At 64.6% G+C, this 25,722-nt stretch carries 21 protein-coding genes; 10 read left to right on the top strand and 11 right to left on the bottom strand.

Annotation, left to right across the window (positions count from 1 at the left end; translation table 11 throughout):
- Positions 1 to 8: 8 nt before the first annotated feature.
- The 3 genes from C4K38_RS12260 to C4K38_RS12270 are packed head-to-tail and all read right to left on the bottom strand — an operon-like array spanning position 9 to position 3,591.
- A complete protein-coding gene (locus C4K38_RS12260) occupies positions 9 to 1,295 on the bottom strand; it encodes a dihydrolipoamide acetyltransferase family protein (RefSeq protein ID WP_053278563.1) in 1,287 nt (428 codons plus the stop codon).
- Positions 1,296 to 2,354, bottom strand: coding sequence for an alpha-ketoacid dehydrogenase subunit beta (locus tag C4K38_RS12265; protein ID WP_053278564.1), 1,059 nt, complete (start codon positions 2,352 to 2,354; stop codon positions 1,296 to 1,298). It lies immediately after the preceding gene.
- 1 nt (position 2,355) lies between these two features.
- On the bottom strand, positions 2,356 to 3,591 hold the full coding sequence (locus tag C4K38_RS12270) for a 3-methyl-2-oxobutanoate dehydrogenase (2-methylpropanoyl-transferring) subunit alpha (RefSeq protein WP_053278565.1): 1,236 nt from the start codon (positions 3,589 to 3,591) through the stop codon (positions 2,356 to 2,358).
- A 197-nt stretch (positions 3,592 to 3,788) separates the two neighbouring features.
- Here C4K38_RS12270 and bkdR point away from each other — a divergent pair, with 197 nt between their 5' ends.
- Positions 3,789 to 4,277 (top strand): Bkd operon transcriptional regulator BkdR, encoded by a 489-nt coding sequence (gene bkdR, locus C4K38_RS12275; protein ID WP_007923098.1) that lies wholly within the window; start codon positions 3,789 to 3,791, stop codon positions 4,275 to 4,277.
- Positions 4,278 to 4,466: 189 nt separating this feature from the next.
- Here bkdR and C4K38_RS12280 read toward each other — a convergent pair whose 3' ends face one another.
- Together C4K38_RS12280 and dapF are read right to left on the bottom strand one after the other, a co-directional pair.
- Positions 4,467 to 5,408: a polysaccharide deacetylase family protein gene (locus C4K38_RS12280; protein WP_053278566.1), complete on the bottom strand. Its 942-nt coding sequence runs from the start codon at positions 5,406 to 5,408 to the stop codon at positions 4,467 to 4,469.
- A gap of 210 nt (positions 5,409 to 5,618) precedes the next feature.
- The gene (gene dapF, locus C4K38_RS12285; RefSeq protein WP_053278567.1) at positions 5,619 to 6,413 is read right to left on the bottom strand and encodes a diaminopimelate epimerase; all 795 of its coding nucleotides are present in this window, start codon (positions 6,411 to 6,413) and stop codon (positions 5,619 to 5,621) included.
- Between the two features lie 300 nt (positions 6,414 to 6,713).
- Here dapF and C4K38_RS12290 point away from each other — a divergent pair, with 300 nt between their 5' ends.
- Both C4K38_RS12290 and C4K38_RS12295 read left to right on the top strand, forming a co-directional pair.
- The gene (locus C4K38_RS12290; protein ID WP_053278568.1) at positions 6,714 to 8,387 is read left to right on the top strand and encodes an MFS transporter; all 1,674 of its coding nucleotides are present in this window, start codon (positions 6,714 to 6,716) and stop codon (positions 8,385 to 8,387) included.
- Positions 8,384 to 9,529, top strand: a complete 1,146-nt coding sequence (locus C4K38_RS12295) for an HlyD family secretion protein (protein ID WP_053278569.1) — start codon at positions 8,384 to 8,386, stop codon at positions 9,527 to 9,529. Before C4K38_RS12290 ends, C4K38_RS12295 begins: the two co-directional genes overlap by 4 nt.
- A gap of 120 nt (positions 9,530 to 9,649) precedes the next feature.
- On the opposite strand, the gene copD is transcribed toward C4K38_RS12295, so the two are convergent.
- The 3 genes from copD to C4K38_RS12310 form a co-directional block, all read right to left on the bottom strand.
- Positions 9,650 to 10,513: a copper homeostasis membrane protein CopD gene (gene copD, locus C4K38_RS12300; RefSeq protein ID WP_053278570.1), complete on the bottom strand. Its 864-nt coding sequence runs from the start codon at positions 10,511 to 10,513 to the stop codon at positions 9,650 to 9,652.
- A 3-nt stretch (positions 10,514 to 10,516) separates the two neighbouring features.
- Entirely contained in the window at positions 10,517 to 10,879 is a 363-nt protein-coding gene (gene copC, locus C4K38_RS12305; RefSeq protein WP_053278571.1) for a copper homeostasis periplasmic binding protein CopC, read from the bottom strand.
- Between the two features lie 93 nt (positions 10,880 to 10,972).
- On the bottom strand, positions 10,973 to 11,413 hold the full coding sequence (locus C4K38_RS12310) for an acetyltransferase (protein ID WP_053278572.1): 441 nt from the start codon (positions 11,411 to 11,413) through the stop codon (positions 10,973 to 10,975).
- 239 nt (positions 11,414 to 11,652) lie between these two features.
- Between C4K38_RS12310 and C4K38_RS12315 the strand changes: the two genes are divergently transcribed.
- Entirely contained in the window at positions 11,653 to 12,273 is a 621-nt protein-coding gene (locus C4K38_RS12315; protein ID WP_007922198.1) for a TetR/AcrR family transcriptional regulator, read from the top strand.
- 184 nt (positions 12,274 to 12,457) lie between these two features.
- Here C4K38_RS12315 and preA read toward each other — a convergent pair whose 3' ends face one another.
- The 3 genes from preA to hydA form a co-directional block, all read right to left on the bottom strand.
- Positions 12,458 to 13,732 (bottom strand): NAD-dependent dihydropyrimidine dehydrogenase subunit PreA, encoded by a 1,275-nt coding sequence (preA, locus tag C4K38_RS12320; RefSeq protein ID WP_053278573.1) that lies wholly within the window; start codon positions 13,730 to 13,732, stop codon positions 12,458 to 12,460.
- Positions 13,733 to 15,100, bottom strand: coding sequence for an NAD(P)-dependent oxidoreductase (locus C4K38_RS12325; protein ID WP_053278574.1), 1,368 nt, complete (start codon positions 15,098 to 15,100; stop codon positions 13,733 to 13,735). It lies immediately after the preceding gene.
- A 249-nt stretch (positions 15,101 to 15,349) separates the two neighbouring features.
- Entirely contained in the window at positions 15,350 to 16,801 is a 1,452-nt protein-coding gene (gene hydA / locus C4K38_RS12335) for a dihydropyrimidinase (RefSeq protein WP_053278575.1), read from the bottom strand.
- A 623-nt stretch (positions 16,802 to 17,424) separates the two neighbouring features.
- On the opposite strand from hydA, the gene C4K38_RS12340 reads away from it, so the two are divergent.
- The 6 genes from C4K38_RS12340 (at position 17,425) to msrA (ending at position 25,466) form a co-directional block, all read left to right on the top strand.
- Positions 17,425 to 18,912, top strand: a complete 1,488-nt coding sequence (locus C4K38_RS12340; RefSeq protein ID WP_053278576.1) for an NCS1 family nucleobase:cation symporter-1 — start codon at positions 17,425 to 17,427, stop codon at positions 18,910 to 18,912.
- A gap of 170 nt (positions 18,913 to 19,082) precedes the next feature.
- On the top strand, positions 19,083 to 20,366 hold the full coding sequence (locus C4K38_RS12345) for a Zn-dependent hydrolase (protein ID WP_053278577.1): 1,284 nt from the start codon (positions 19,083 to 19,085) through the stop codon (positions 20,364 to 20,366).
- 408 nt (positions 20,367 to 20,774) lie between these two features.
- Positions 20,775 to 21,743 (top strand): aliphatic sulfonate ABC transporter substrate-binding protein, encoded by a 969-nt coding sequence (locus C4K38_RS12350; RefSeq protein WP_053278578.1) that lies wholly within the window; start codon positions 20,775 to 20,777, stop codon positions 21,741 to 21,743.
- A gap of 137 nt (positions 21,744 to 21,880) precedes the next feature.
- Entirely contained in the window at positions 21,881 to 23,947 is a 2,067-nt protein-coding gene (locus C4K38_RS12355; protein ID WP_053278579.1) for an ATP-binding cassette domain-containing protein, read from the top strand.
- Entirely contained in the window at positions 23,944 to 24,999 is a 1,056-nt protein-coding gene (locus C4K38_RS12360; RefSeq protein WP_053278580.1) for an ABC transporter substrate-binding protein, read from the top strand. The genes C4K38_RS12355 and C4K38_RS12360 overlap by 4 nt, the downstream gene beginning before the upstream one ends.
- A 17-nt stretch (positions 25,000 to 25,016) precedes the next feature.
- On the top strand, positions 25,017 to 25,466 hold the full coding sequence (gene msrA, locus C4K38_RS12365) for a peptide-methionine (S)-S-oxide reductase MsrA (protein ID WP_053278581.1): 450 nt from the start codon (positions 25,017 to 25,019) through the stop codon (positions 25,464 to 25,466).
- Positions 25,467 to 25,722: the final 256 nt, after the last annotated feature.

Here is a 25,722-nt window from a genome sequence, read left to right on the forward strand (position 1 = left end):
AGAAATGCCTATTCAACAAAGAGGCTGGCGGGTTGTTCGAGCAGGCCGCGAATGGCCTGGATGAAGAGCGCCGCGTCCATGCCGTCGACCACCCGGTGATCGAAGGAGCTGGAGAGGTTCATCATCTTGCGGACCACGATCTGGCCTTTGATCACCATCGGCCGTTCGACGATCTTGTTCACCCCGACGATCGCCACTTCCGGCAGGTTCAGCACCGGCGTGCTGACGATGCCGCCCAGGGCGCCGAGGCTGGTCAGGGTGATGGTCGAGCCGGACAGTTCGTCGCGGGCCGCCTTGCCCGTGCGCGCGGCTGTAGCCAGGCGCGAGATTTCCGCGGCGCTGTCCCACAGGCTGCGGGCTTCGGCGTGCTTGACCACCGGCACCATCAGGCCGACGTCGCTTTGCGTGGCCACCCCGACATGCACCGCGCCATGGCGGGTGATGACCTGGGCTTCGTCGTCGTAACGCGCGTTGATCTGCGGGAAGTCGCGCAGGGCCACGACCAGGGCCCGCACCAGGAACGGCAGCAGGGTCAGCTTGCCGCGGGTGGCGCCGTGTTTTTCATTGAGGTGCGCGCGCAGTTCTTCCACGGCGGTGACGTCGATTTCCTCGACATAACTGAAGTGGGCGGCGCGCTGGGTGGCTTCCTGCATGCGCTGGGCGATCTTGCGGCGCATGCCGATCACCGGGATCTGCTCCTCGTCGTGACGCTGGGCATAACCGGACGGCGCCGAGCCGCTGCGTGCGTTCTGGGTGCCCTGGGCCAGGTAGGCGTCCAGGTCTTCGTGGAGGATGCGTCCGGCGGGGCCGCTGCCCTGCACCAGGCGCAGCTGGATGCCCAGGTCCAGCGCATGCTTGCGCACGGCCGGGGAGGCCAGCGGGCGCTCGTCGGCGTCGCGGGCTACCGGCGCTTGTGGCGCGGGGCGGCACGCGGCGACGGGTTTGCTTTCCACCACTGGCGCGGTTTCGACCTTGGGCGCCACCACCGGTGCTGCTTCTTTAATAGGGGCAGGTTCCTTGACCAACTGATCGGACGCCTTGAGGTTGCCGGCGCCTTCGACCTCGATGCTGATCAATATACTGCCCACCGCCATCACTTCGCCGGGCTGGCCGCCCAGGGCGATGACCTTGCCGTGCACCGGGGAGGGGATATCCACCATGGCCTTGTCGGTCATGACGTCGGCCAGCACCTGGTCCTCGACCACCAGGTCGCCGACCTTGACGTGCCACTGCGCCAGTTCTACTTCCGCGATGCCTTCGCCGATGTCCGGCATCTTGATAACGTGCGTGCCCATTCAGACCTCCATGACCCGTTGCAAAGCCGCGCCCACTCGGGACGGGCCAGGGAAATACGCCCACTCCTGCGCGTGCGGGTAAGGGGTGTCCCAACCGGTCACGCGCTCGATAGGCGCTTCCAGGTGGTGGAAACAGTGTTCTTGCACCAGCGACACCAGCTCGGCGCCGAAGCCGCAGGTGCGGGTGGCCTCGTGGACCACTACGCAGCGGCCGGTCTTTTTCACCGACTTGACGATGGTCTCCAGGTCCAGTGGCCACAGGCTGCGCAGGTCGATGACCTCGGCGTCGATCCCGGTTTCCTCGGCGGCCACTTGCGAGACATACACCGTGGTGCCGTAGGTCAGCACGGTGACGTCCTTGCCCGGCCGGGTGATGGCGGCGACGTCCAGCGGCACCTTGTAGTAGCCGTCCGGCACCTGGGCCGAAGGGTGTTTCGACCAGGGGGTTACCGGGCGGTCGTGGTGGCCGTCGAACGGGCCGTTGTACAGGCGCTTGGGCTCGAGGAAGATCACCGGGTCATCGTTTTCGATGGAGGCGATCAGCAGGCCCTTGGCGTCGTAGGGGTTGGACGGCATCACGGTGCGCAGGCCGCAGACCTGGGTGAACATCGCCTCGATGCTCTGGCTGTGGGTCTGGCCGCCGTAGATGCCGCCGCCGCAGGGCATGCGCAGGGTCATGGGCGCGGTGAACTGGCCGGCGGAGCGATAACGCAGGCGCGCCGCTTCGGAAATGATCTGGTCCGAGGCCGGGTAGACGTAGTCGGCGAACTGGATTTCCGCCACCGGGCGCAGGCCGTAGGCGCCCATGCCGACGGCGACGCCGACGATGCCGCTTTCCGAGATCGGCGCATCGAACACCCGCGAGGTGCCGTACTTGGTCTGCAGGCCTTCGGTGCAACGGAACACGCCGCCGAAATAACCGACGTCCTGGCCGAACACCACCACGTTGTCGTCACGCTCTAGCATCACATCCATGGCCGAGCGCAGGGCCTGGATCATGGTCATGGTGGTCGTGGTCATGGCGGCTTCCAACTGGATATTGTTGTTGTGGTCGTTCATGTCAGATTCCCAGTTGCTGGCGTTGGCGCTTGAGGTGCTCGGGCATTTCCTTGTACACGTCCTCGAACATGGTCGCGGCGCTGGGGATCTGCCCGCCGGCGAGGGTGCCGTACTGCTCGGCCTGTTTCTGCGCGGCGATGACTTCGGCTTCCAGTTCGGCGCTGACCGCGGCGTGTTCCTCTTCGGACCACTGGCCGATCTTGATCAGGTGCTGCTTGAGGCGGGCGATCGGGTCGCCGAGGGGGAAGTGGCTCCAGTCGTCGGCCGGGCGATACTTGGACGGATCGTCGGAGGTGGAGTGCGGGCCGGCGCGGTAGGTGACCCATTCGATCAGGGTCGGGCCGAGGTTGCGCCGGGCGCGTTCGGCGGCCCAGCGGGACGCGGCGTAGACCGCGATGAAATCGTTGCCGTCCACCCGCAGCGAGGCGATGCCGCAACCGACGCCGCGACCGGCGAAAGTGGTGGCTTCACCGCCGGCGATGGCCTGGAAGGTGGAGATCGCCCACTGGTTGTTGACCACGTTGAGGATCACCGGCGCGCGGTACACGTGGGCGAAGGTCAGGGCAGTGTGGAAGTCCGACTCGGCGGTGGCGCCGTCGCCGATCCAGGCCGAGGCGATCTTGGTATCGCCCTTGATCGCCGAGGCCATGCCCCAGCCCACGCCTTGCACGAACTGGGTGGCCAGGTTGCCGGAGATGGTGAAGAAGCCGGCTTCTTTCACCGAGTACATGATCGGCAACTGGCGCCCCTTGAGCGGATCGCGCTCGTTGGACAACAGCTGGCAGATCATGTCCACCAGCGGCACGTCGCGGGCCATCAGGATGCTTTGCTGGCGGTAGGTGGGGAAGCACATGTCGTCGATGTTCAACGCCAGGGCCTGGGCGCTGCCGATGGCTTCCTCGCCGAGGCTCTGCATGTAGAACGACATCTTCTTCTGGCGCTGGGCGACCACCATGCGGTTGTCGAAGATCCGCGTCTTGAGCATGGTGCGCATGCCCTGGCGCAGCACCTCGCTGGGTACCTCTTCGGCCCATTCGCCCAGGGCATTGCCCTGGTCGTCGAGCACGCGAATCAGGCCACGGGCCAGGTCGGCGGTGTCAGCGGGTTCTACATCGATTGGGGGTTTGCGCACCGTGCCAGCGTCGGTCAGACGCAGGTAGGAGAAGTCGGTTTTGCAACCGGGACGGCCTGAGGGTTCGGGCACGTGCAGGCGCAGCGGTTCGTACGCTTGGGTCATGGCTTGTCTACGCTCGATCTTGTGAATTTCTTGTAGTGGGCGCGCTTAGCTGACAGTCATTCTTTGGGTAAAAGAAATCTTGTCCTACAACAATCATAGGCCGGGCCAAGGAGAATATTTATCTCTGTTTCGTTGCGCTAAAGATGATTTGCAGATAAAAAAACTGCATAAACATAAAAAACAGGTTGATTTGTCTCATGCGCAAACTGGACCGTACCGACATCGGCATTCTCAACAGCCTCCAGGAGAATGCCCGCATCACCAACGCCGACCTCGCCCGTTCGGTGAATCTTTCGCCCACCCCGTGCTTCAACCGCGTGCGCGCCATGGAGGAGTTGGGGCTGATCCGCGAGCAGGTGACCCTGCTGGATGCCGACCTGCTGGGGCTGCACGTCAACGTGTTCATTCACGTCAGCCTGGAGAAACAGGTGGAAGAGGCGCTGCAGCATTTCGAGGAGGCGATCGCCGACCGCCCGGAAGTCATGGAGTGCTACCTGATGGCCGGCGACCCGGACTACCTGATTCGCGTGCTGGTGCCGACCATCCAGGCCCTGGAGCGCTTCATGATGGACTTCCTGACCAAGGTGCCCGGCGTGGCCAATATCCGTTCCAGCTTCGCCCTCAAGCAGGTGCGCTACAAGACCGCGCTGCCGTTGCCGGCCAATGGGTTGACGCTGGGGAGTTGAGCTTCATTGAGGGCGTGCAGGGCAGGACCTGCCTCATCGCGGGCAAGCCTCGCTCCTACAGAAGAAGGTCGCACGCTTCTGTAGGAGCGAGGCTTGCCCGCGATAGGGCCCTCCCAAACGCTGCCAATCTCAGACCGGCCCGCTGAACACCCGCTCCACGCGGTCGGCCTCTCACCCGGCGGCAAAGCCTCAGTCGTTGTACACCGCCTCGCTGTTATCGATCAGCGGGTTGTTCTCCGTCAGCACGATCTGCGCGATCCGGTCCTTGCGCATAAAGCTGACCTTCGGATGGGACTGGGCGTAGCGGATAAAACGCTCCACCGCCTCGACCATCGCCGGCGTGCCGCCGATACGGTCGTGCAAGCTCACCGACATCATCCGCCGCCGGCTCGCGCCTTCGGCGTACAGGCGATCGAACTCCAGCACCAACTGCTGATAGAACTGCTCGGCGGAGAAGTGCCGGCCCTCGATCAGCACGATGTCGTTGTTGCGCAGGGTGTAGGGCACCACGGCGAATTTCTTGCCGCGCACCAGGGTGACAAAAGGTTCGTCACGGCTGACGTCATCGATGTGGTAGGTGAAATTCAGCTCCTGCAACACCTTCAGGGTGTTGGGGCTGCGCCGCAGCCAGTTGGCGTTGTAGCCGACCGAGCGCTGGCCGGTGAGCTTTTGCACCGCGTCCACGCCATCGTCGATGAACTGTTTTTCCTGGGCGTAGCTCATGTTGTAAGAGTCGGCCCAACGCATGCCGTGGGCTGCCACCTCGTGGCCGCGCTCGGCGATGGCCTTGACCAGCTCCGGGTGTTTCAGCGCGGCTTCACCGACCACATGGGAAGTGACCTTGATGCCGGTGCGGTCCCAGAGGTCGAGCAGGCGCCACAGGCCTTCCTTGTGGCCGTAGTCGAACCAGGTGTTGGCCGGCAGGTCGGGGTAGCCCTTGGGCAGCGGGCTTGCGGAAAACGGGCTTTCGGCGCCCTCCGGCTGGCCACCGGTCTCGAACTGCATGGAAAACGACAGCACCAATTGCGAGCCGTCCGGCCAAGGGCGCTCCTGGGCGAATGCCAGGGCCGGCGCCAGCAGGCTGAGGGCGAGCAGGCGCTTGAGCCAGCGCGAGTTTTTGTGGGGGGACATGGTGGCACTCCTCGAGGAAAAAGTGCCCATAGGCTGGCATCAGGTTTTTTCCTGAAACATCCCCTCGAAACCAGTTCACCTTTAAAGAAAATTTACCAATCGAGCATGAGGTTGCCCGGACTCACGCTATCGCGGGCAAGCCTCGCTCCTACAGAAGATATGCGTGCTTCTGTAGGAGCGAGGCTTGCCCGCGATAGGGCCCTCCCAGACTCAGAACGTCCCGCTGAACACCCGCTCCACTCCACCGGCCAGCCGCACCTTGCCCTGACCGTCCCAGCTGACGGTGACCGGCCCGCCGTCGCACAGCACCTTGACCGGGCTGTCCAGCAGGCCGCGGCGTATGCCGTTGACTGCCGCGCCGCAGGAGCACGAGCCGGACCCCAGAGGAATGGCGCCGTTGCGTTCCCAGATGCGCAGGCGAATGGTCTGGCGGTCGATGACCTGGACAAAATGCACATTGGTCTTCTGTGGGAACAGCGGATGCGCCTCGATCTGCGGGCCCAGTGTCGCCACATCGATGGCTTGCAGGTCCTCGACAAAAAAGGTGCAGTGCGGGTTGCCCATGCTGCACGCCGCCGGCTCGCCGGGCAGGGGCAGGGCCAGGCTGTCGAGCGCCGTCGCCAGCGGAATCTCCTGCCAGGCAAATTGCGGCACACCCATCTCCACCGACACCGACTGATCGTCCAGGCGAATGCAGTGCTGGATGCCGCGGACGGTTTTCACCCGCACCGAGTCTTCGCCGCTTTCGCGCATCAGCAGGTCGGCCGCGCCCCGGGTGGCGCTGCCGCAGGTGCTCAGGCTGGAACCATCGGCATTCCAGAAGGTCAGTTGCGCCGCCGTCTCGGGGCAATGGCTGAGCACCACCAGTTGATTGAACCCAACGCCGCGATGGCGGTCGCCCAGGGTCCTGGCCAGCTCGCTGGTGATCGGGTTGTCGCGCCCACGGGCATCGACCAGCATGAAGTCGTCGCCGTTGGCATGCAGCTTCTGAAAGGACAGGGGCATTGCAGGGCTCCGCGGGAGGCACAGGTGACGGCCGATTTTAGGGGGCGGGCAGCGGCAATGATAGGCAGGGCCTGTGGCGGATTTGCGTCAGCGCCACGGGTATTTCGTCCGGCGGCCGGCAGTGGGGTGAAAAAATCCTCCGCGGCGTGATTGGCTTTGCATAAAGTTCGTCAATCGAGCCCGGCAGTTTGCCTGGATCCCAAGGTTTTCCGGCACACTGCCGGGCACCCCGGAACAACTCTGGATCGTCCGCCACTCGGGCGGACATGGAACAAGGTCAGCGAATGGCAAGGTCACTGAATGGATAGCTACGCCCCGCGCAACTGGCAACCCCACGAAAAGCCCAGCTTGCCCGGCTCCCCCTCGACGCCGCTGCACCCCAGCCACAAGCGCCTGGCCTATGCCCTGGTCGGTTTGCTGGTGGCGATCACCGGCGGCCTCGGCAACTCCCTGGTGGTCGCCAACCTGCAGTATCTGCAAGGGGCGCTGGGCGCGACCACGGCGGAAATGGCCTGGCTGCCGGCGGCCTATGTGATGACCAACGTGTCGATGAACCTGCTGCTGGTGAAGTTTCGCCAGCAGTTCGGCCTGCGTGCCTTTACCGAGGTGTTCCTGGTGCTCTATGCGCTGGTGACCTTCGGCCACCTGTTCGTCAACGACCTGAGTTCGGCCATCGCCGTGCGCGCGGCCCACGGCATGGTCGGCGCGGCCCTGAGTTCCCTGGGCCTGTACTACATGGTCCAGGCCTTCCCGGCCAAGTGGCGGATGAAGGCCCTGGTGCTGGGGTTGGGCGCCTCGCAACTGGCCTTGCCCCTGGCCCGGCTGTTTTCCGAAGACCTGTTGCAGATCGCCGAATGGCGCGGCCTGTACCTGTTCGAGCTGGGGCTGGCGCTGGCCTCCCTGGGCTGCGTGTTCCTGCTCAAGCTGCCGCCCGGCGACCGTTTCCGCACCTTCGAGAAACTCGACTTCCTGACCTTCGCCATCCTCGCCAGCGGCGTCGCGCTGCTGTGCGCGGTGCTGTCCCTGGGGCGCATCGACTGGTGGCTGGAGGCGCCGTGGATCGGCTACGCCAGCGCCGGCTCCATCGTGCTGATCCTCGCCGGCCTGGCCATCGAACATAACCGCAGCAACCCGATGTTGATGACCCGCTGGCTGGGCAGCGGGGCGGCGATCCGCCTGGCCCTGGCGGTGATCCTGATCCGCATGGTGCTGTCCGAGCAGTCCACCGGCGCCGTGGGTTTTCTCCAGGCGCTGAACATGAGCAGCCAGCAGATGCGCCTGCTGTATGGGGTGATGCTGCTGGGCAGCATCGCGGGTCTGGCCACCAGCGCCCTGACCATCAACCCGGCGCACCTGCTGATGCCGCTGGTCATCTCCCTGGCGTTGATGGCCGTGGGTTCGGTGATGGACAGCTTCTCCAGTAACCTCACGCGCCCGGCCAACATGTATTTCAGCCAGTTCCTGCTGGCCTTCGGCGGGACATTCTTTCTCGGCCCGACCATGGTCCTGGGCACGCGCAACGTGCTGACCAACCCACGCAACCTGGTGAGCTTCTCGGTGCTGTTCGGCATCTGCCAGAACCTCGGCGGGCTGATCGGTTCGGCTCTGTTGGGGACCTTCCAGATCGTCCGCGAGAAATACCATTCCAGCCATATCGTCGAGCAACTGGTGATGATGGACCCGCGAGTGCTGGGCCGGGTGCAGAGCGGCGGGGCGGCGGTCGGCAGGATGATCGCCGACCCGCAGGCACGCGAGCTGCAAGGCATCCGCAGCCTGGCCAGCGCCGCCACCCGCGAAGCCAACGTGCTGGCCTACAACGATGTGTTCATGCTGATCGCGGTGATCGCCGTGCTGACCATGATCTGGATCTTCATTCGCAGCCTGTGGCTGATGAGCACGACCAAGGCGGTCACGCCCGCCACCTCGACTTCTGCCCCGACTCCCGTCCAACCCAGCGGTGCCATTTCTTCATGACCGAACCGACCATCACCACGACCAACGCCATTGCCTCGACGCCGGAAGGCAGCGCGCCGCCCTCGATGCCGATCACCGAGCCGCGTTCGCTGCGGGTGCGGATCATCTCGTCCCTGGGGTTCGCCGCGATCGCCATCAGCGGCGTGCTGGTCGTGCTTTATGCCTGGCAGCTGCCGCCGTTCAGCAGCGCCATCGAAAGCACCGAGAACGCCCTGATGCGGGGCCAGGTGACGATCATCGGGCCGCAGCTCAGCGGTTATGTGTTCGAGGTGCCGGTGCAGGACTTCCAGTTCGTCAAGGCCGGCGACCTGCTGGTGCGCCTCGACGACCGCATCTACCAGCAGCGCCTGGACCAGTCCCTGGCCCAGTTGGCGTCGCAGAAGGCGGCCCTGGCCAACGTGGTGCAGCAACGCAACAGCGCCGAAGCCACCATCAAGCTGCGCCAGGCGGCGCTGGCCGACAGCCAGGCCCAGGCGCGCAAGAGCGCCGCCGACCTGCGGCGCAACCAGGAACTGATCGCCGACGGCTCGGTGTCCCAGCGTGACCTGGACGTGACCCGCGCCGCCAACGCCCAGACCATCGCCGCGGTGGCCCAGGCCCAGGCGCAGCTGGACATCGCCCGCCAGGACCTGCAGACGGTGATCGTCAATCGCGGTTCGCTGGAGGCTGCGGTGGCCAATGCCGAGGCGGCTGTGCAACTGGCGCGGATCGACCTGTCCAACACCCGGGTCACCGCGCCGCGGGATGGCCAGCTGGGGCAGATCGGCGTACGCCTGGGGGCTTACGTCAACTCCGGTGCGCAGCTGATGTCGCTGGTGCCGAACCAGCTCTGGGTGATCGCCAACATGAAGGAAACCCAGATGGACAACATCCGCGTCGGCCAGCCCGCGAGCTTCACCGTCGACGCGCTCAACCACCGCAAATTCCACGGCCATGTGCAGCGCATCTCGCCGGCCACCGGTTCGGAGTTCGCCTTGTTACAGGCCGATAACGCCACCGGCAACTTCGTCAAGATCGCCCAGCGGATCCCGGTGCGCATCACCGTCGACCCCGACCAGGCAGAAAGCGAGCGCCTGCGCCCGGGGATGTCGGTGGTGGTGAGTATCGATACGGCTGGCGAGGGGGATGAGCACATCGAGTGATGTGCTCCCCTTGTAGGAGCGAGGCTTGCCCGCGATGAGGCCCGCCCGGCCAATACAGATCCGGAGCTGGCGTCAGATTCAAGATCCTATCGCGGGCAAGCCTCGCTCCTACAGATGCGCTCAGGCGGCGGTGAGGGGCGGCAGGGTGCCGAGCAGGGACACGGCCGCCACCGCGGCGATCCCCAGCAGCCATTCCAGCAGCACGCTGCGGCGCAGGGTGCCCAAGCGTTGCTGGCAGTCCTCGATCCGCAGGCGGTTGAACAGGGCCAGGGCGAACATGCCGCATACCAGCAGCACCTTGATCAGCAGGATCAGGGCGAAGCCGGACAGCAGCGGTGTCGGCCACAGCTGGCCGGTCAGGACCCGCACATTGATCAGCCCACTGAGGGTCAACCCGGCCACCAGCCCATAACCGACCCCACTGAAGCGCCGCAACAGCTGGCCCAGCGGCAGGCCGTCCGGCTGCCACAGAAGCATCAGCAGCACCAGCAAACCGCCGAGCCACAGGCTGACGCAGCTCAGGTGGACGATCTGGTTGAGAATCAGCAACTGGCCGCCGAGGCCGTCGAGCATGGCGCCGTGACCCACCGGGGCGAGGGTGGCCAGTAGCAGGGCGGCGAGAATTAGCCGTGGCGCCAGCCGCTCACCCAGGCGAGTCAGCAGCAAAACCACCAGCGCGCCATTGAGCAGCAGATGCCAGCTCCATACCTGGCCAAAAAAGGTGTTGCCCAGCACCAGTCGCAAGGTCGCCGGGTCGAGGGCCGCGGCGCCGCTGCCGGCCATGCTGGCGGTGATCAACAGCAACCAGCAGATGCCCGTGGCCAGGGCGATCCCGGTCAGCCAGCGACCGAGTCGGGTCAGGTTGCGATCCAGTGCGGCACAGGGTTCGCGCCCCAACAACAGGGGCCTGAACACCCAGGCCCCGAACAGCAGCAGGACTGCCGCGAAATGCACGAAGCGGCAGAGCACCAACAGGGTCGACATCGGTTACTGGCCGACCTTGAAGCTGTAGCTGCCTTCGCTCGTGTGGGTATCGACCGACACCGCGTGCCACTCGACCTTGTAGGCGCCCGCCGTCAGTGGCGCCGCCGGGGTCACGATCAGGGTCTTCTTGTCCGCGCCTTCGGTGGCCAGGGCTTTGACGGCGACCGCCGCGCCATCCTTGCTCAGGCTGACTTTGGTGAAGGTCGCCTCGACGCCTTCGGAGAACACCAGGCGCAGTTCGCTCGGCGCGCTCACCGTGCTGTCGGCCGCCGGGACCTGGCTTTGCAGGTGGGCGTGGGCGAAGGCCGAGGAAGCGGCGACGAGAGAGGCCAGCAGGGCGCTGGTGGTCAGGAGTTTTTTCAGCATGGGAAATACCTGTTCAATGAGTGTCGGGTAGTCGCTGCGCCTATGAGTATAAGGACCGCGGCAGGGTCGCTGGATGAAACATCGACGTGGCGTTCAAGGGGTTTTCAGGCGCATATGGATGATCGGGAACGGCCGGCCCTGGCCGTCGGTTTCCGAGCGGCCGATGTCTTCGAAACCGTAGTGCCGATAAAAACCATGGGCCTGGGGGTTCTGTTCGTTGACGTCGACACTGAGCCGAGGATGGCGGCTGCGCACGTGGTCCAGCAGTTGTCGGCCGACTCCCTGGCCACGGCGGACCGGTTCGATAAACAGCATTTCCACCTTTTCGCCGGCGCTGGCGATAAAGCCGGCCGGGGTGCCGTCGTCATCCACCAGCAACCAGACCTCGAGGGCCGGCAGGTAGGTGTCGCGCACCAGGGGGTAGAGCAGTTGGATATCGTCTTCGCTAATGAAGTCGTGGGTGGCCCGCACCGAGCGGTCCCACAGGGCGGCGAGCTGCGGATCGTCCGCGGGCCAGCGTTTTCGAATGTGCATGAGCATGATCCATGGCGGCGTTGCAGGATGGCCGAAACCCTCAGGGTTCGGCGGCGAAAGTCCTGCCTGCATGTCCGTGTCGCGAATCAACGCCTGGACGGAACACTTCAGGTGCCTGGGAATAAGGCGGGAAGGATCCTAACCAATCGTTTTGGCCGGGGAAAGCCAGGTACAGGAAGTTTCGTTTTTGTACGAGGGCCAATGCTAGTCTTGCAGCAGACTGTTTTCAGGGAGCCCCTATGGGCAATCACAAGATCGAGATCCGTCGCAGCAACGTCGAGAAGATCCTCCTGGCGGCGGAAAAGGTATTCGCCGAAAAAGGTTTCAGCGGCACCGCCATGGCCGATATCGCCGCCGAGGTGCAATTGCCGCGCTCCAACCTGCATTACTACTTCAGCACCAAGAGCGAGCTGTACAGCGCGGTGCTGTTGGAGCTGCTGGAACTGTGGAAGCAGGACGCCCTGTGCTTCGAGATGTTCGACGACCCGCGGGTGGTGCTCAGCAGCTACATCCGCGCCAAGATGAACCATTCCCGCAGCCGGCCTTATGGCTCGAAAGTCTGGGCCAACGAAATCATCCACGGCGCGCCGACCCTGGGTGAGGCCCTGGACGCCAGCCTGTACGACTGGGCGAAGATGAAGGAAGCGAAGATCCGCCAGTGGGTCGAAGACCAACGCATCCTGCCGGTGGAGCCGTCGAGCCTGCTGTACATGATCTGGGCCTCGACCCAGCACTACGCCGACTTCGACCACCAGATCATGATCATCAACGAGCACCAGCCGCTGTCGGACATGCAGTTCGAAAAGGCGGTGCAGACGGTGACCAGCGTGATTTTGCGGGGGATTGGGTTGGAGCCGTAGGCGTCCCTGAGATTGCTATCGATATCGCTGGAGCACCAGACAGTATGCGTTATCGTTCACCTCCATCGCGGGCAAGCCTCGCTCCTACAGAAGCGCACGGTCTTCTTCTGTAGGAGCGAGGCTTGCCCGCGATGACGTCAGTCCAGTCAATGAGCGTTATCCGGCGAATCCTCTAACCATCCAGTCACACCGCCTCGCGATACGGATTGCGCGGATCATGCTGCCAGTCGAGGAACGGCTTGCCGGTGTCCTGGGGCACCATCTCGATGCAGTCCTGCACCGGGCAGGTGATCTGGCACAGGTTGCAGCCCACGCATTCGGCGTCGATCACCTCGTACTTATGCGTGCCGTCGGCCTGCCTGAGGCTGGCGATGGCCTGGTGCGAGGTGTCTTCGCAGGCGATATGGCAGCGACCGCAGCCGATGCAGGCGTCCTGGTCGATCTTGGCGATCACCTGGTAATTGATATCCAGGTACTTCCAGTCGGTGGTGTTGCCCACGGCCTTGCCGGAAAACTGCTGCAGGCTGCTGTAGCCCTGGCTGTCCATCCACCGCGACAGGCCGTCCTTCATCTCCTCGACGATGCGGAAACCATGGAGCATCGCCGCCGTGCACACCTGTACCGCGCCGCAGCCCAGGGCGACGAATTCCGCCGCGTCGCGCCAGGTGCCGATGCCGCCGATACCGCAGATCGGCAGGCCCTGGGTCTGCGGGTCGCGGGCGATCTCCGCCACCATGTTCAGCGCGATCGGCTTGACCGCCGAGCCGCAGTAGCCGCCGTGGGTGCTCTGGCTGCCGACCATGGGGTTGGCCACCATGCGCTCCAGATCGACGCTGGTGATGGAGTTGATGGTGTTGATCAGCGACACCGCGTCGGCGCCGCCGCGATGGGCCGCGCGGGCGGCCATGCGGATGTCGGTGATGTTCGGCGTCAGCTTGACGATCACCGGCAGCGAGCAATAGGTCTTGCACCAGCGGGTGACCTGTTCCACGTACTCCGGCACCTGGCCGACCGCCGCGCCCATGCCGCGTTCCGGCATGCCGTGGGGGCAGCCGAAGTTCAGCTCGATGCCGTCGGCGCCGGTGGCTTCCACCAGGGGCAGGATGTTTTTCCACGACTCTTCGACGCAGGGCACCATCAGCGACACGATCAGCGCGCGGTCCGGCCAGTCCTTCTTGACCTGGGTGATTTCCTTGAGGTTGATCTCCAGGGAGCGGTCGGTGATCAGTTCGATATTGTTGATGCCCAGCACTTCGCGGTTGGCGCCGAAGTGCGCCGAGTAGCGTGACGACACGTTGACCGCCGCCGGGTCCTCGCCCAGGGTTTTCCAGACCACGCCGCCCCAGCCGGCCTCGAAGGCGCGGACCACGTTGTAGGCCTTGTCGGTCGGCGGCGCGGAGGCCAGCCAGAATGGGTTGGGGGCCTTGATACCGGCGAACACAATCGAGAGATCGGCCATTTACGCAGCCTCCACATTGAGCATGAGTTGGGCATGCATGGCTTCGGCGGCCCGCTTGCCGTGTTGCACCGCCTGCACGGTGAGGTCCTGGCCGAGGCTGACGCAGTCGCCGCCGGCATACACCCCGGGGATGCTGGTGCGCAGCTGCTCGTCGACCTCGATGCGTTCGCCGGCGCGCTTGAGTTCGCGGGCCAGCGGGTCGCCCAGGGCGGCGCCGTCGAACGCCTGGCCGATGGCCTTGAAGATCGCGTCGGCGGCCAGCTCGAAGGTTTCCCCGGTGGTCTGCAGCCGGCCCTCCACCAGGCGGGTACGGGCGAAGCGCATGCCGCGCACCCGACCCTGGGCGTCGAGCAGCACTTCCTCGGGGGCGGCCCAGGTCAGCAGGCGCACCTGATTGGCCTTGGCGATGTCCTGTTCATGTTGGGTGGCGCCCATGTCCTCGACGCCGCGGCGGTACACCAGGTTCACGTCGTGGGCACCGAGGCGGGCCATCTGCACCGCCATGTCGATCGCCGTGTTGCCGGCGCCGAGGACGATGCAGTGGTCGGCCAGGGGCAGTTGAGTGAGGTCGTCGGCCTGGCGCAATTCACGGATGTAGTCGGTGGCGGCCAGCAGGCCGGGGGCGTCTTCATGGGGCAGGCCCAGCTGTTTGCTGGCGGCCAGGCCGAGGCCGAGGAACACCGCGTCGAACTGCTGGTGCAGTTCGGTGAGGCTCAGGTTGTCGCCGAGCTTGTGCCCGTGGCGGATCTCGATGCCGCCGATCTGCAACAGGAAATCCAGCTCCTTCTGGGCGAAGTCGTCCACCAGTTTGTACTTGGCGATTCCGTATTCGTTGAGGCCGCCGGCTTTTTCCCGGGCCTCGAAAATCACCACCTCATGGCCGTGCATGGCGCAGCGGTGGGCGCACGATAGCCCCGCCGGCCCGGCGCCGACCACGGCGATGCGCTTGCCGGTGGCGGCGGCGCGCTGGAACGGGTGCTGGCTGAAGTGCGCGTTGTCCACCGCGTAGCGCTGCAGCAGGCCGATCAGCACTGGCGCGCATTCCTGGGCGTTGTTGCGCACGCAGGCCTGCTGGCACAGGATCTCCGTCGGGCACACCCGGGCACAGCTGCCGCCGAGGATATTGGCCGAGAGAATCTTCTGCGCCGCGCCCTGCACGTTGTCGGTGTGGATATGGCGGATGAACGAGGGAATGTCGATCTCGCTGGGGCAGGCGTTGACGCACGGCGCGTCGTAGCAATACAGGCAGCGCGAGGCTTCCAGATGCGCCTGGCGGTCGTTGAGCGGTGGCGCCAGGTCGCTGAAATGGCCGGCGAGGGTGGCACCATCCTCCTGGGGATGGGGCAAGTGGTTCAGGGTCTTGATCACGGTTTTGACCTCAGTTTTTTTGTCGATTGCCTCTGACGGGCATTGTTTTCACGAACGGGGCGGACACCCCGCTGGATTCGCTGCAACGCGTCCTGTAGCCGCTGCCGCAGGCTGCGATCGGCTGCGAAGCGGCCGCAAGGGCGGATACCGCGTTCTGTCTGGAGAACCGCGAGCGCTGGTTTGGCGACAACTGCGTTGTCGATCGCAGCCTGCGGCAGCGGCTACAGGTATTCGGTTTAGGTGCTTGGCTCAGCGTTTGACGGCAGTGGGCTTGTGCGCCTCGGCGCGCTTGCTCAGCAGGTCGAACACCGCCGGATAGGCCGGGCGCTCGACATAACGACCCGCGCCGCGCTCGGCGCGCAGGTCGCCGTCGGCCCAGACCAGCTTGCCCTGGCTGATGGTGTGGCTGGGCACGCCGCGCACGGTCTTGCCTTCGAAGATGTTGAAGTCCACCTGCTGGTGGTGGGTCGCGGCGGAGATGGTGCGGCTGCCTTGCGGGTCCCAGAGCACCAGGTCGGCATCGGCGCCGACGCGGATCGCGCCCTTGCGTGGGTAGAGGTTGAAGATCTTCGCCGCGTTGGTGGAGGTCAACGCGACGAAGTCCTGCATCGACAGGCGCCCGCTGTTCACCCCCTCGTCCCAGAGCACGGCCATGCGGTCTTCGATGCCGGCGGTGCCGTTGGGGATCTTGCTGAAGTCGTCGCGGCCGGCGGCTTTCTGCTCGGCGCAGAAGCAGCAGTGGTCGGTGGCGGTGGTGTGCAGGTTGCCCGATTGCAGGCCGTGCCACAGCGCGTCCTGATGCCCATGAGGGCGGAAGGGCGGGCTCATTACGTAGCCGGCGGCGGTCTGCCAGTCCGGGTGGCGGTACACGCTGTCGTCCAGCAGCAGGTGCCCGGCCAGCACTTCGCCGTACACCGACTGGCCCTTGCCGCGGGCGTAGGTGATTTCGTCCAGCGCCTCTTTGGTCGAGACGTGCACCAGGTACAGCGGCGTGCCGAGGGTTTCGGCAATGCGGATCGCCCGGCTGGCGGCTTCGCCTTCGACCTGGGAAGGGCGCGACAGCGGGTGGGCTTCCGGCCCGGTGATGCCCTGGGCCAGCAACTTGCGTTGCAGGTGGTAGACCAGCTCGCCGTTCTCCGCGTGCACGGTCGGCACGGCGCCGAGTTCCAGGCAGCGCTCGAAGCTCGCCACCAGGGTGTCGTCGGCGGCCATGATCGCGTTCTTGTAGGCCATGAAATGCTTGAAGCTGTTGACCCCGTGATGGCTCACCAGCTCGGCCATTTCCTCGCGCACCTGCTCGCTCCACCAGGTGATGGCGACGTGGAAGCCGTAGTCCGATGCGGACTTCTCGGCCCAGCCGCGCCACTGGTGAAAGGCCTCCAGTAGGGATTGCTGCGGGTTGGGAATCACGAAGTCGATGATCGAGGTGGTGCCGCCCGCCAGGCCCGCCGCGGTGCCGCTGAAGAAGTCTTCGCTGGCCACGGTGCCCATGAAGGGCAGTTGCATATGGGTGTGGGGGTCGATGCCGCCGGGCATCAGGTATTGGCCACTGCCATCGAGCACTTCGCAGCCTGCAGGGTTATCCAGATTGTTGTCCAGATTCTGGCCGATGGCCTTGATCACGCCGTCGGCGCACAACACATCGGCTTTATAACTTTCATCATGGGTAATAAGGGTGGCGCCACGGATCAACAGAGACATTCCGAGTTCCTCGCAGGCATGACCGGCTTATGCCGGTTCTAGTGTTCTGGTAATAAGCATGCTGCGGAATTTTTATTCCTGTCAGCGGTGTCAGGAATAAAAACTAGCTGGTGTTCAATCAATCGGCAAGATTATTTTTTATAAGCATATATCGATATTAAGTTATTGAAATATAAAGTTTTAATTCGTAAATCCGCAAAATGGTGCAGCCTTTCACCATTTTGACGCACTTGACAGGATCGAAATATGAGCAAGATTTTCTATGTGAAATCAGCCGCTTGAAGGAGGCCTGTGGCCCATACGAAAGTTTGAAAAAAGTTTGCGTGCACCAGATTGAGTCCTGACCCGATGGACAACTTGCCCGGCATTCGGCCTGAGTGAACCGGCAAGTTATCTTGGGCAGGAAGTTGTTCAGAATAAAACTGAAGAAACATCAGTTGTTTACATGGATTTTACCGACTGTGAAGCCGCCTCGACGGGCAAGCCGGCACGCTTATTGAGTGCCGCCGTCGACAGGATGGCCGGTCGGTAAAAGTCGTCAGTTCTCCGGCCATCGCCGGGCTGGCAGCACGTCTGCCGGCCCGCCCGATGAGCAAAAATAATCAGAAAAAAGTGGAGCGGCCATGCAACAGAACAGATCTCAAGTGACCGAGCGTGCCGGCCTGTACGAGCTGGACGCCGGCAGCGACGTGCTCGACAGCCCCCGTTACAACCACGATATCGCGCCGACCAAGGTCCACGAGCGCACCTGGAACAAATGGCACATCACTGCGTTGTGGGTCGGCATGTCGATCTGCGTGCCGACCTACACCCTGGGCGGCGTGCTCACCGCCTATTTCGGCCTGACGGTGGGTGAGGCGCTGCTGGCGATCCTGCTGGCCAATATCGTGGTACTGATCCCCCTGACCCTCAACGCCTTCGCCGGCACCAAGTACGGCATTCCGTTCCCGGTGCTGCTGCGTGCGTCGTTCGGCGTCATCGGCTCCAACGTGCCATGCCTGATCCGCGCTCTGGTGGCCTGCGGCTGGTTCGGCATCCAGACCATGTTCGGCGGCCTGGCGATCCACCTGTTCCTCGGCTCGATCTTCGAGGGCTGGAAAGCCTTGGGCGGCACCGGCGAGGTGATCGGCTTCATGATTTTCTGGACCCTCAACCTGTGGGTGGTGCTGCGTGGCGCCGAGTCGATCAAGTGGCTGGAAACCCTGTCGGCGCCGCTGCTGGTGGCGGTGGGCATCGGGCTGCTGGTATGGGCCTTGCCCAATGTGTCCCTGAGCGAGCTGCTGGCGATCCCGCCCAAGCGTCCGGAAGGCGCCAGCGTCTACAGCTACTTCTTCGCCGGGCTTACGGCGATGGTCGGTTTCTGGGCCACCCTGTCGCTGAATATCCCGGACTTCAGCCGCTACGCGAAAAGCCAGAAGGACCAGATCCTCGGGCAGATCTTCGGCCTGCCGCTGACCATGTTCCTGTTCGCCGCCCTGGGGGTGGTGATGACCGCCGCCTCGGTGAAACTGGTGGGCGTCACCGTCTCCGACCCGGTGAGCCTGATCGGCCATATCCAGAGCCCCGGCTGGGTGGCACTGGCCATGGCGCTGATCATCATCGCCACGCTGTCGACCAACACCGCGGCGAACATCGTCTCGCCGACCAACGACTTCCAGAACATCGCGCCCAAGCTGATCGGCCGTACCAAGGCGGTGATCCTCACCGGGCTCGTCGGCTTGGCGCTGATGGCCCATGAGCTGCTGAAAAAGCTCGGCCTGCTGGTCTCGGACGTCAGCCTGGAGACCGTGTATTCCAACTGGCTGCTGGGTTACTCCAGTCTGCTGGGGCCCATCGCCGGGATCATGGTGGTGGACTATTTCATCATCCGCAAACAGCAGCTGGACCTGGCCGGGCTGTACCGCGATGACGTCTACCCGACGTGGAACGGGTACGGCTTTATCGCCTTTGGCGTGCCAGTGGCGCTGACCCTGCTGTCCCTGGGCAGCGATGCGTTCAGCTGGTTCTACAGCTACGGCTGGTTCACCGGCTCGGCGCTGGGCGGGATCATTTACTACGGGCTGTGCAGCCTGGGCAGCCCGCAAACCGCGACCGCCAAGACGCCGGTGTAAAACGTAAAAGCATCGCGGGCAAGCCTCGCTCCTACAGAAGAAAATCGCATGCTTCTGTAGGAGCGAGGCTTGCCCGCGATGGGATCTATCGAACACTGCATCGCTCCAGACGAGTGCACCCTCAAAGGACCCCTCGTCAACCACAACCAGAAAAGCCTGAGGAGATCACCATGAACGCTGCCGTCGACGTTCTGCAATCCAGCCACCGGCACATCAACCGCGACCGCCTGTGGCAGTCGCTCATGGAACTGGCGAGGCTCGGGGCCACGGTCAAGGGCGGGGTCTGTCGCCTGGCCCTGACCGACCTCGACCGCCAGGCCCGTGACCTGTTTGTCCAATGGTGCGAGGCCGCGGGGTGCACGGTCACGGTGGATGGCATCGGCAATATCTTCGCCCGCCGCCCCGGGCGTAACCCGCAGCTGCCGCCGGTGATGACCGGCAGCCATATCGACACCCAACCCACCGGCGGCAAGTTCGATGGCTGCTTCGGCGTGCTGGCCGGGCTCGAAGTGCTGCGCACCCTCAACGACCTCGGGGTGGAAACCGAGGCGCCGCTGGAAGTGGTGGTGTGGACCAACGAAGAAGGTTCGCGCTTCCCGCCGTGCATGATGGGCTCCGGGGTGTTCGCCGAGAAATTCACCCTCGAAGAAACCCTGGCCAAGACCGATGCCGAGGGCGTGAGCGTCGGCGATGCGCTGAACGCCATCGGCTATGCCGGCAGCCGCAAGGTCAGCGGGCACAAGGTGGGGGCCTACTTCGAAGCCCATATCGAGCAGGGGCCGATCCTCGAGGACGAAAAGAAAACCATAGGCGTCGTACTCGGCGCCCTTGGCCAGAAATGGTTCGACCTGAAGTTGCGCGGCGTCGAGGCCCACGCCGGCCCGACCCCGATGCACCTGCGCAAGGACGCCCTGGTCGGCGCGGCGGCGGTGGTGGCCGCGGTCAACCGCGCCGCCCTCGGCCATCAACCCCATGCCTGTGGCACTGTGGGCTGCCTGCAGGCCTATCCCGGTTCGCGCAATGTGATCCCCGGGGAAGTACGCATGACCCTGGACTTCCGGCACCTGGAACCGGCGCGCCTGGACTCGATGATCGCCGAGGTGCGCCAGGTGATCGACAGCACCTGCGAAGAACATGGCCTGACCTTTGAAATGCAACCGACCGCGGACTTTCCGCCGCTGTATTTCGACAAGATCTGTGTCGATGCGGTGCGCGAGGCGGCGCAGGGGCTGGGCCTGAGCCATATGGATATCGTCAGCGGCGCCGGGCACGACGCGATCTTCGTCGCTGAGCTGGGCCCGGCGGGGATGATCTTCGTGCCTTGCGAAGGCGGCATCAGTCACAACGAAATCGAAAACGCCGACCCCGACGACCTCGCCGCCGGTTGCGCGGTGTTGCTGCGGGCAATGCTGGCGGCGTCCCAGGCGGTTGCCAAGGGGCAGCGCGTGGCCTGAGCCTGAATTGAGGGTGTTTGCACTGACGCCATCGCGGGCAAGCCTCGCTCCTACTGGAACGCGGATTGCTTCTGTAGGAGCGAGGCTTGCCCGCGATAATCGTAAGAGCAGCGCTGAAATCGCTGACAGACACCTGTAGCCGCTGCCGCAGGCTGCGATCGCCCGGCACGGGCGCGGCGATCTCAAGACCGATAGAGGCCCGTCGGGATATCGAGAACCGAGGCCCTGCGGGCCTATCGCAGCCTCGCGGGCTCGGCAGCGGCTACAGGGTGATGTTGTGATCGGCCATCGCATGCAGCTTGGGATCGTCCACCCGAACCTAAGCTAATTCCTAAAAAGTATTTATATCTTAATTCTTAGATCGATTAGCTTTTAGCGACTTTCCTGTCTCCCAGAAGGTCCGCCCCCATGCGCCTGCCCTTTGCTTTGCGTCGTAGCTTGTCGATCTCCGCCCTGGCCGGTCTGGCGCTGGGCATGGCCCTCGATGCCCAGGCCGATACCGACCTGCGTATCGGCTACCAGAAATCCTCGACCCTGCTGGCGGTGCTCAAGGCCCAGGGCACCCTGGAAAAACAACTGGCGGGGCAGGGCGTGAAGATCTCCTGGCATGAATTCACCAGCGGCCTGCCCCTGGCGGAATCGTTGAACGTGGGCAACGTCGACATCAGCGCCGACGTCGCCGACACCGTGCCGGTGTTCGCCCAGGCTGCCGGGGCCAAGCTGACCTATTTCGCCACGGAGACCCCGTCGCCCGCCGCCCAGTCCATAGTCATTCCCAAGGACTCTAGCCTCAAATCCCTGGCCGATCTCAAGGGCAAGCGCATCGCCGTGACCAAGGCCGCTGGCAGCCATTACCTGCTGATCGCCGCGCTGCGCGAGGCCGGCCTGAGCTTCGCCGATATCCAGCCGGTGTACCTGACCCCGGCCGACGGCCGCGCCGCCCTGGAAACCGCCAAGGTCGATGCCTGGGTCACCTGGGAACCCTTCGTCGCCAGCGCCGAACGCCAGCAGGGCGCGCGGGTGCTGCACGACGGCCAGGGCCTGGCCAGCTACCGGCGTTATTACCTGGCCTCCAACGATTACGCCAAGGCTCACCCGGAAGTACTGAAGCAGGTGTTCGCCGAGTTGCAGAAGACCGGCACCTGGGTCAAGGCGCACCCGACGGAGGCGGCGAAATTGCTCGGCCCGCTGTGGGGCAACCTGGATGTGACCACGGTGGAGCTGGCCAACAGTCGCCGCACCTACAAGGTGGAGGCAGTGCAGCCGGACGCCCTGGGCGAGCAACAGAAAATCGCCGATGCCTTCTACCAGGAAAAACTCTTGCCCAAGCCGGTGGATGCCCGCGCGGTGCAGCTGTGGAGCCCCACGCATTTGTGATTGAGCGTTAGTCCGCATTCGCCGGCAATGCCGGCTCCTGCAGGGATTTGTGTAGGAGCCGGCTGGCCGGCGAAAAGACCTCCCCCTTTTTATTTTCATCACCGCCGTTGGCTGCACGCCCGGCGTCAGGAGTTCCCGTGTCTGCCGTTCACCCCCAAGCGGCCTTTGCCGTCCCAGCCTCGTCCGCCCCGCAACCGGCCAGCGCCGAGGTGGTGCTGGAGCTGCGCAACCTGACCAAAAGCTACGGCCGCGGCTCGTCCGCGCCGGCGGTGGAGCAGGTCAGCCTCAGCGTGCGCCGTGGCGAAGTGCTGTGCCTGATGGGCACCTCCGGCAGTGGCAAGTCCACCTTGCTCCGGCATATCAACCGGCTGATCGAACCCAGCAGCGGCGAAGCGCTGATCGACGGCGCGGCGATCAGCCAGCTCTCGGCCAAGGACCTGCGCACCCTGCGTTCGCGGCGCATTGGCATGGTCTTCCAGCACTTCGGCCTGCTGCCCCATCGCAGCGTGCGCGACAACGTCGCCTTGCCCCTGGAGTTGCGCGGCGAACCCGAGGCGCTGCGCCAGGCCGCCGCCGATGTGCAGCTGCGGGCCATGGGCCTGGAGGGCTGGGGCGAGCACTATCCCCATGAGCTGTCCGGCGGCATGCAGCAGCGGGTCGGCCTGGCCCGGGCGCTGGTCAGCGAGCCGGACATCCTGCTGATGGACGAACCCTTCAGCGCCCTGGACCCGACCATCCGCCGCGACCTGCAAAGCCACTTCCTGCGCCTGGTGCGCGAGCGCGGCATCACCACCTTGCTGGTGACCCATGACCCGGCCGAGGCCCTGCGCCTGGCCGACCGCATCGCGGTGCTGCGCCAGGGCCATCTGATCCAGCTCGGCAGCCCCGACGAGTTGCTGCAGCACCCGGCGGACGCCGAGGTGGCGGATTTCTTTCAGGAGCACGGCGCGTGCAGCAACACAGTCGCCGCGGCGCCTGTTGCTTCGGCTAAAACAGCGGCCGCTCCGGCGCCCGTGGCCCCGGGGTTTTCCTTCCAACAGGCGCTGTTGCTGGGGCCGGCGGCCTTGGCCGCCAGCGGGCATGGCGCCTTGTATTGGCTGGGCTTCGCCCTGGAATTGGCGGCGGCCAGTGCCCTGGGCCAGTGGCTGGCCAGCGCCAGCCTGGGTTGGGCCGGGTTGGCGATTCTTGGCCTGTTGCTCAGCCGCCTGCTCAGCGTGACCCTGGCCCGCCGCCCGAGCCGCCAGGGCCGTTCCGACTGGCGCCTGCCGTGGCTGGTGCTGCTGTTGTGCCAGGGCCTGGTGCTGTGGCGGGTGGTGGCCGTGGATGCCAGCGGCCCCTGGCTGCAATTTCCCGCCGACCGCCAGGCGCTGCTGAGCACCGCGGCCGCCATCGATCAATTGATCGGTTGGTCCCAGGCCACCTTCGAAAGCACCTTCGTCGGCGTGATAGTCGCCGTGCGCACGGTGATCGAGAGCATCGAAAGCCTGCTGGGCTGGCTGCCCTGGCCGGTGCCGGCGCTGGCCCTGGTGCTGCTGGCCTGGCGCTCGGCCGGCGCGGCCCTGGCCCTGACCAGCGCGGCGGCCTTGCTCTATATCGGCCTGTTCGGTTTCTGGGAGCGGACCATCGCCACCCTGGCCCTGGTGGGTTCCTCGGTGCTGCTGTCGCTGCTGATCGGCGTGCCCGCCGGCATCCTCCTGGCCAAGCGCGCCCTGGCCCGGCGCCTGATCACGCCCTTGCTGGACGTGATGCAGACCCTGCCGACCTTCGTGTACCTGATCCCGGCGGTCGCATTCTTCTCGGTGGGCAAGACCCCGGCGGTGATCGCCACGCTGATCTTCGCCCTGGCGCCGATGATCCGCCTCACCGCCCTGGGGATCCAGGAAGTGCCCAGGACCGCCGTTGAAGCGGCCCTGGCCCACGGCGCCACGCCGTGGCAGATCCTGACCAAGGTCGAGCTGCCCCTGGCCGCCGGCTCGCTGCTGCTGGGGATCAACCAGACCCTGGTGATGAGCCTGTCGATGGTGGTGGTCGCGGCGCTGATCGGCGCCGGCGGCCTGGGCTACGACGTGATGACCGCGCTGCGCAATATCAAGGGCGGCGAGGGCATGTTGGCCGGCGCGGCGATCGTGTTCTGCGCGCTGATTCCCGACCGCATCATTCAAGCGACCCTGCGCCAGCGGGATCGCGCTTTCCATCAGCCATGAGGTGTCTCTTGAACAAGTCGTTTTCCCGTACCCTGGGCGCCGCCGCGCTGCTGTTGGGGTTGTCCCTACCGGTGCTGGCCAAGGACAAGATCGTCATCGGCGAACAGAACTGGACCGGCGCCATCGCCATCCAGAACATTCTCGGCGAGGTGATCAAAAGCCGCCTCGACGGCGACGTGTCGTACCTGGCCGGTGACATACCGGTACTGTTCGCCGCCGCGGCCAAGGGCGACGGTTCGGTGGATGTGCTGACCGATATCTGGCTGCCTAATCAATCCGCCGCCTGGGCCAAGTACGTCACCGGCGGCACTCGCTCCCTGGTGCCGAACAAGCAACCCTACCTCGGGGTCCAGGGCTTCTATATCCCCGGCTACCTGCAAGACAAATACGGCGTGAAATCGGTCTACGACCTGCAGAAAACCGAAGTGGCGAAACTCTTCGAACCCCTGGGCGGCGGCAAGGCGCAATTGCTGGTGGGCCCGGCGGGCTGGGAGTCGACCTATATAGGCCAGATCAAGGCCAAGGATTTCGGCTTTGCCGACCAGTTCGAGTCGGTGTCCACCGAAGCCTCGGTGACCTACGCCAAACTCGCGGCGGCCTACAAGGCCCAGCGCGGCGTGGTGTTCTACGCCTACACCCCGGACTGGATCTTCTCCGCCTTCGACCTGCGCCGCCTGGACGAGCCGGCGTTCGACGGCTACGCCCAGGACAACAAGAAGGGCGACCCGCTGTACAAGGCCGACGGCTGCTGGAAATTCGTCAGCCCGACGGTGGATGCCGACTGGCTGAACAAGAGCAAGATCACCTGCGCCTACCCGGACGCCCGGGTCTATGTCCTGGCCTCCACCTCGCTACAGAAACGCGCGCCACGGATCGCCGCCTTCCTGGAAAACTTCAGCATCGACCCGCAGGTGTTGAATGACCTGATCCTCAGGATCGAGAAGGAACAACAACCGGCGGCGGAAGCGGCCAAGGCCTGGGTCCAGGCCAACCCGGCGATCGTCGATCAGTGGCTGGGCGCCAGCGGCGAGAAAGTCGGATCGGTGCAGTGAGCGAGGAGTATCGGAACATGAGCGGGATCAAGCAGGCGACCTTCGGCGCGGGCTGTTTCTGGGGCGCGGAAGCCGCGTTCCGGGCGCTGCCGGGGGTGGTGGAGACACGGGTGGGCTACGCCGTGGAGGCGGCGGACGAAGCCTTGCAGATTGAAGTGGTGCAGGTGGATTTCGACCCACAGGTGCTGGCGTATACCCGCCTGATCGAACACTTCTGGGGGCTGCACGATCCCACCTCGGTGGATCGGCAGGGGGAGCATGGTGGGGGGAAATATCGTTCGGCGATTTTTTATCATGATGGTGGGCAGGCTGGGGAGGCGCGGGTGGCCAAGGTGGCTTTGCAGGACTCGGGACGTCTGAGTAAACCTGTGGCTACGGTGGTTGTGCCGTTGGGGCGGTTTGAGTTGGCGGATGAAGGGCATCAGCGGTATCTGGAGAAGAATGGGTTGAGTAGTTGCCATATCTGAGGAGCTGGATGCTGGCGGTTTCGTTCTCGCGGCAGGTCACGTTTTTTGGCATCTGTAGGAGCGAAGCTTGCTCGCGATGGCGTCGGTTCCGGCACTGCATTTTTTGGATGGTGTACATATCCATTCCTGCGGTCACGGCGGCTTATGGTTTCGCCCTTACGGCGAGTCCCTTTTTACAAACGCCTAAAAAGGAACCAAAAACGTTTCGCCCCACCACTCGGTGCCTCGCCTAGGCTCGGCATGCCCTCACTCCGGC

The organism is Pseudomonas chlororaphis subsp. piscium, assembly GCF_003850345.1.
GTDB classification, from domain to species: Bacteria; Pseudomonadota; Gammaproteobacteria; order Pseudomonadales; family Pseudomonadaceae; genus Aquipseudomonas; species Aquipseudomonas piscium.

Excerpts from the sequence above, each read along its gene's own strand:
- C4K38_RS12260 (WP_053278563.1), bottom strand. The coding sequence starts at position 1,295 with ATGGGCACGCACGTTATCAAGATGCCGGACATCGGCGAAGGCATCGCG.
- C4K38_RS12265 (WP_053278564.1), bottom strand. The coding sequence starts at position 2,354 with ATGAACGACCACAACAACAATATCCAGTTGGAAGCCGCCATGACCACG.
- C4K38_RS12270 (WP_053278565.1), bottom strand. The coding sequence starts at position 3,591 with ATGACCCAAGCGTACGAACCGCTGCGCCTGCACGTGCCCGAACCCTCA.
- bkdR (WP_007923098.1), top strand. The coding sequence starts at position 3,789 with ATGCGCAAACTGGACCGTACCGACATCGGCATTCTCAACAGCCTCCAG.
- C4K38_RS12280 (WP_053278566.1), bottom strand. The coding sequence starts at position 5,408 with ATGTCCCCCCACAAAAACTCGCGCTGGCTCAAGCGCCTGCTCGCCCTC.
- dapF (WP_053278567.1), bottom strand. The coding sequence starts at position 6,413 with ATGCCCCTGTCCTTTCAGAAGCTGCATGCCAACGGCGACGACTTCATG.
- C4K38_RS12290 (WP_053278568.1), top strand. The coding sequence starts at position 6,714 with ATGGATAGCTACGCCCCGCGCAACTGGCAACCCCACGAAAAGCCCAGC.
- C4K38_RS12295 (WP_053278569.1), top strand. The coding sequence starts at position 8,384 with ATGACCGAACCGACCATCACCACGACCAACGCCATTGCCTCGACGCCG.
- copD (WP_053278570.1), bottom strand. The coding sequence starts at position 10,513 with ATGTCGACCCTGTTGGTGCTCTGCCGCTTCGTGCATTTCGCGGCAGTC.
- copC (WP_053278571.1), bottom strand. The coding sequence starts at position 10,879 with ATGCTGAAAAAACTCCTGACCACCAGCGCCCTGCTGGCCTCTCTCGTC.
- C4K38_RS12310 (WP_053278572.1), bottom strand. The coding sequence starts at position 11,413 with ATGCACATTCGAAAACGCTGGCCCGCGGACGATCCGCAGCTCGCCGCC.
- C4K38_RS12315 (WP_007922198.1), top strand. The coding sequence starts at position 11,653 with ATGGGCAATCACAAGATCGAGATCCGTCGCAGCAACGTCGAGAAGATC.
- preA (WP_053278573.1), bottom strand. The coding sequence starts at position 13,732 with ATGGCCGATCTCTCGATTGTGTTCGCCGGTATCAAGGCCCCCAACCCA.
- hydA (WP_053278575.1), bottom strand. The coding sequence starts at position 16,801 with ATGTCTCTGTTGATCCGTGGCGCCACCCTTATTACCCATGATGAAAGT.
- C4K38_RS12340 (WP_053278576.1), top strand. The coding sequence starts at position 17,425 with ATGCAACAGAACAGATCTCAAGTGACCGAGCGTGCCGGCCTGTACGAG.
- C4K38_RS12345 (WP_053278577.1), top strand. The coding sequence starts at position 19,083 with ATGAACGCTGCCGTCGACGTTCTGCAATCCAGCCACCGGCACATCAAC.
- C4K38_RS12350 (WP_053278578.1), top strand. The coding sequence starts at position 20,775 with ATGCGCCTGCCCTTTGCTTTGCGTCGTAGCTTGTCGATCTCCGCCCTG.
- C4K38_RS12360 (WP_053278580.1), top strand. The coding sequence starts at position 23,944 with ATGAGGTGTCTCTTGAACAAGTCGTTTTCCCGTACCCTGGGCGCCGCC.
- msrA (WP_053278581.1), top strand. The coding sequence starts at position 25,017 with ATGAGCGGGATCAAGCAGGCGACCTTCGGCGCGGGCTGTTTCTGGGGC.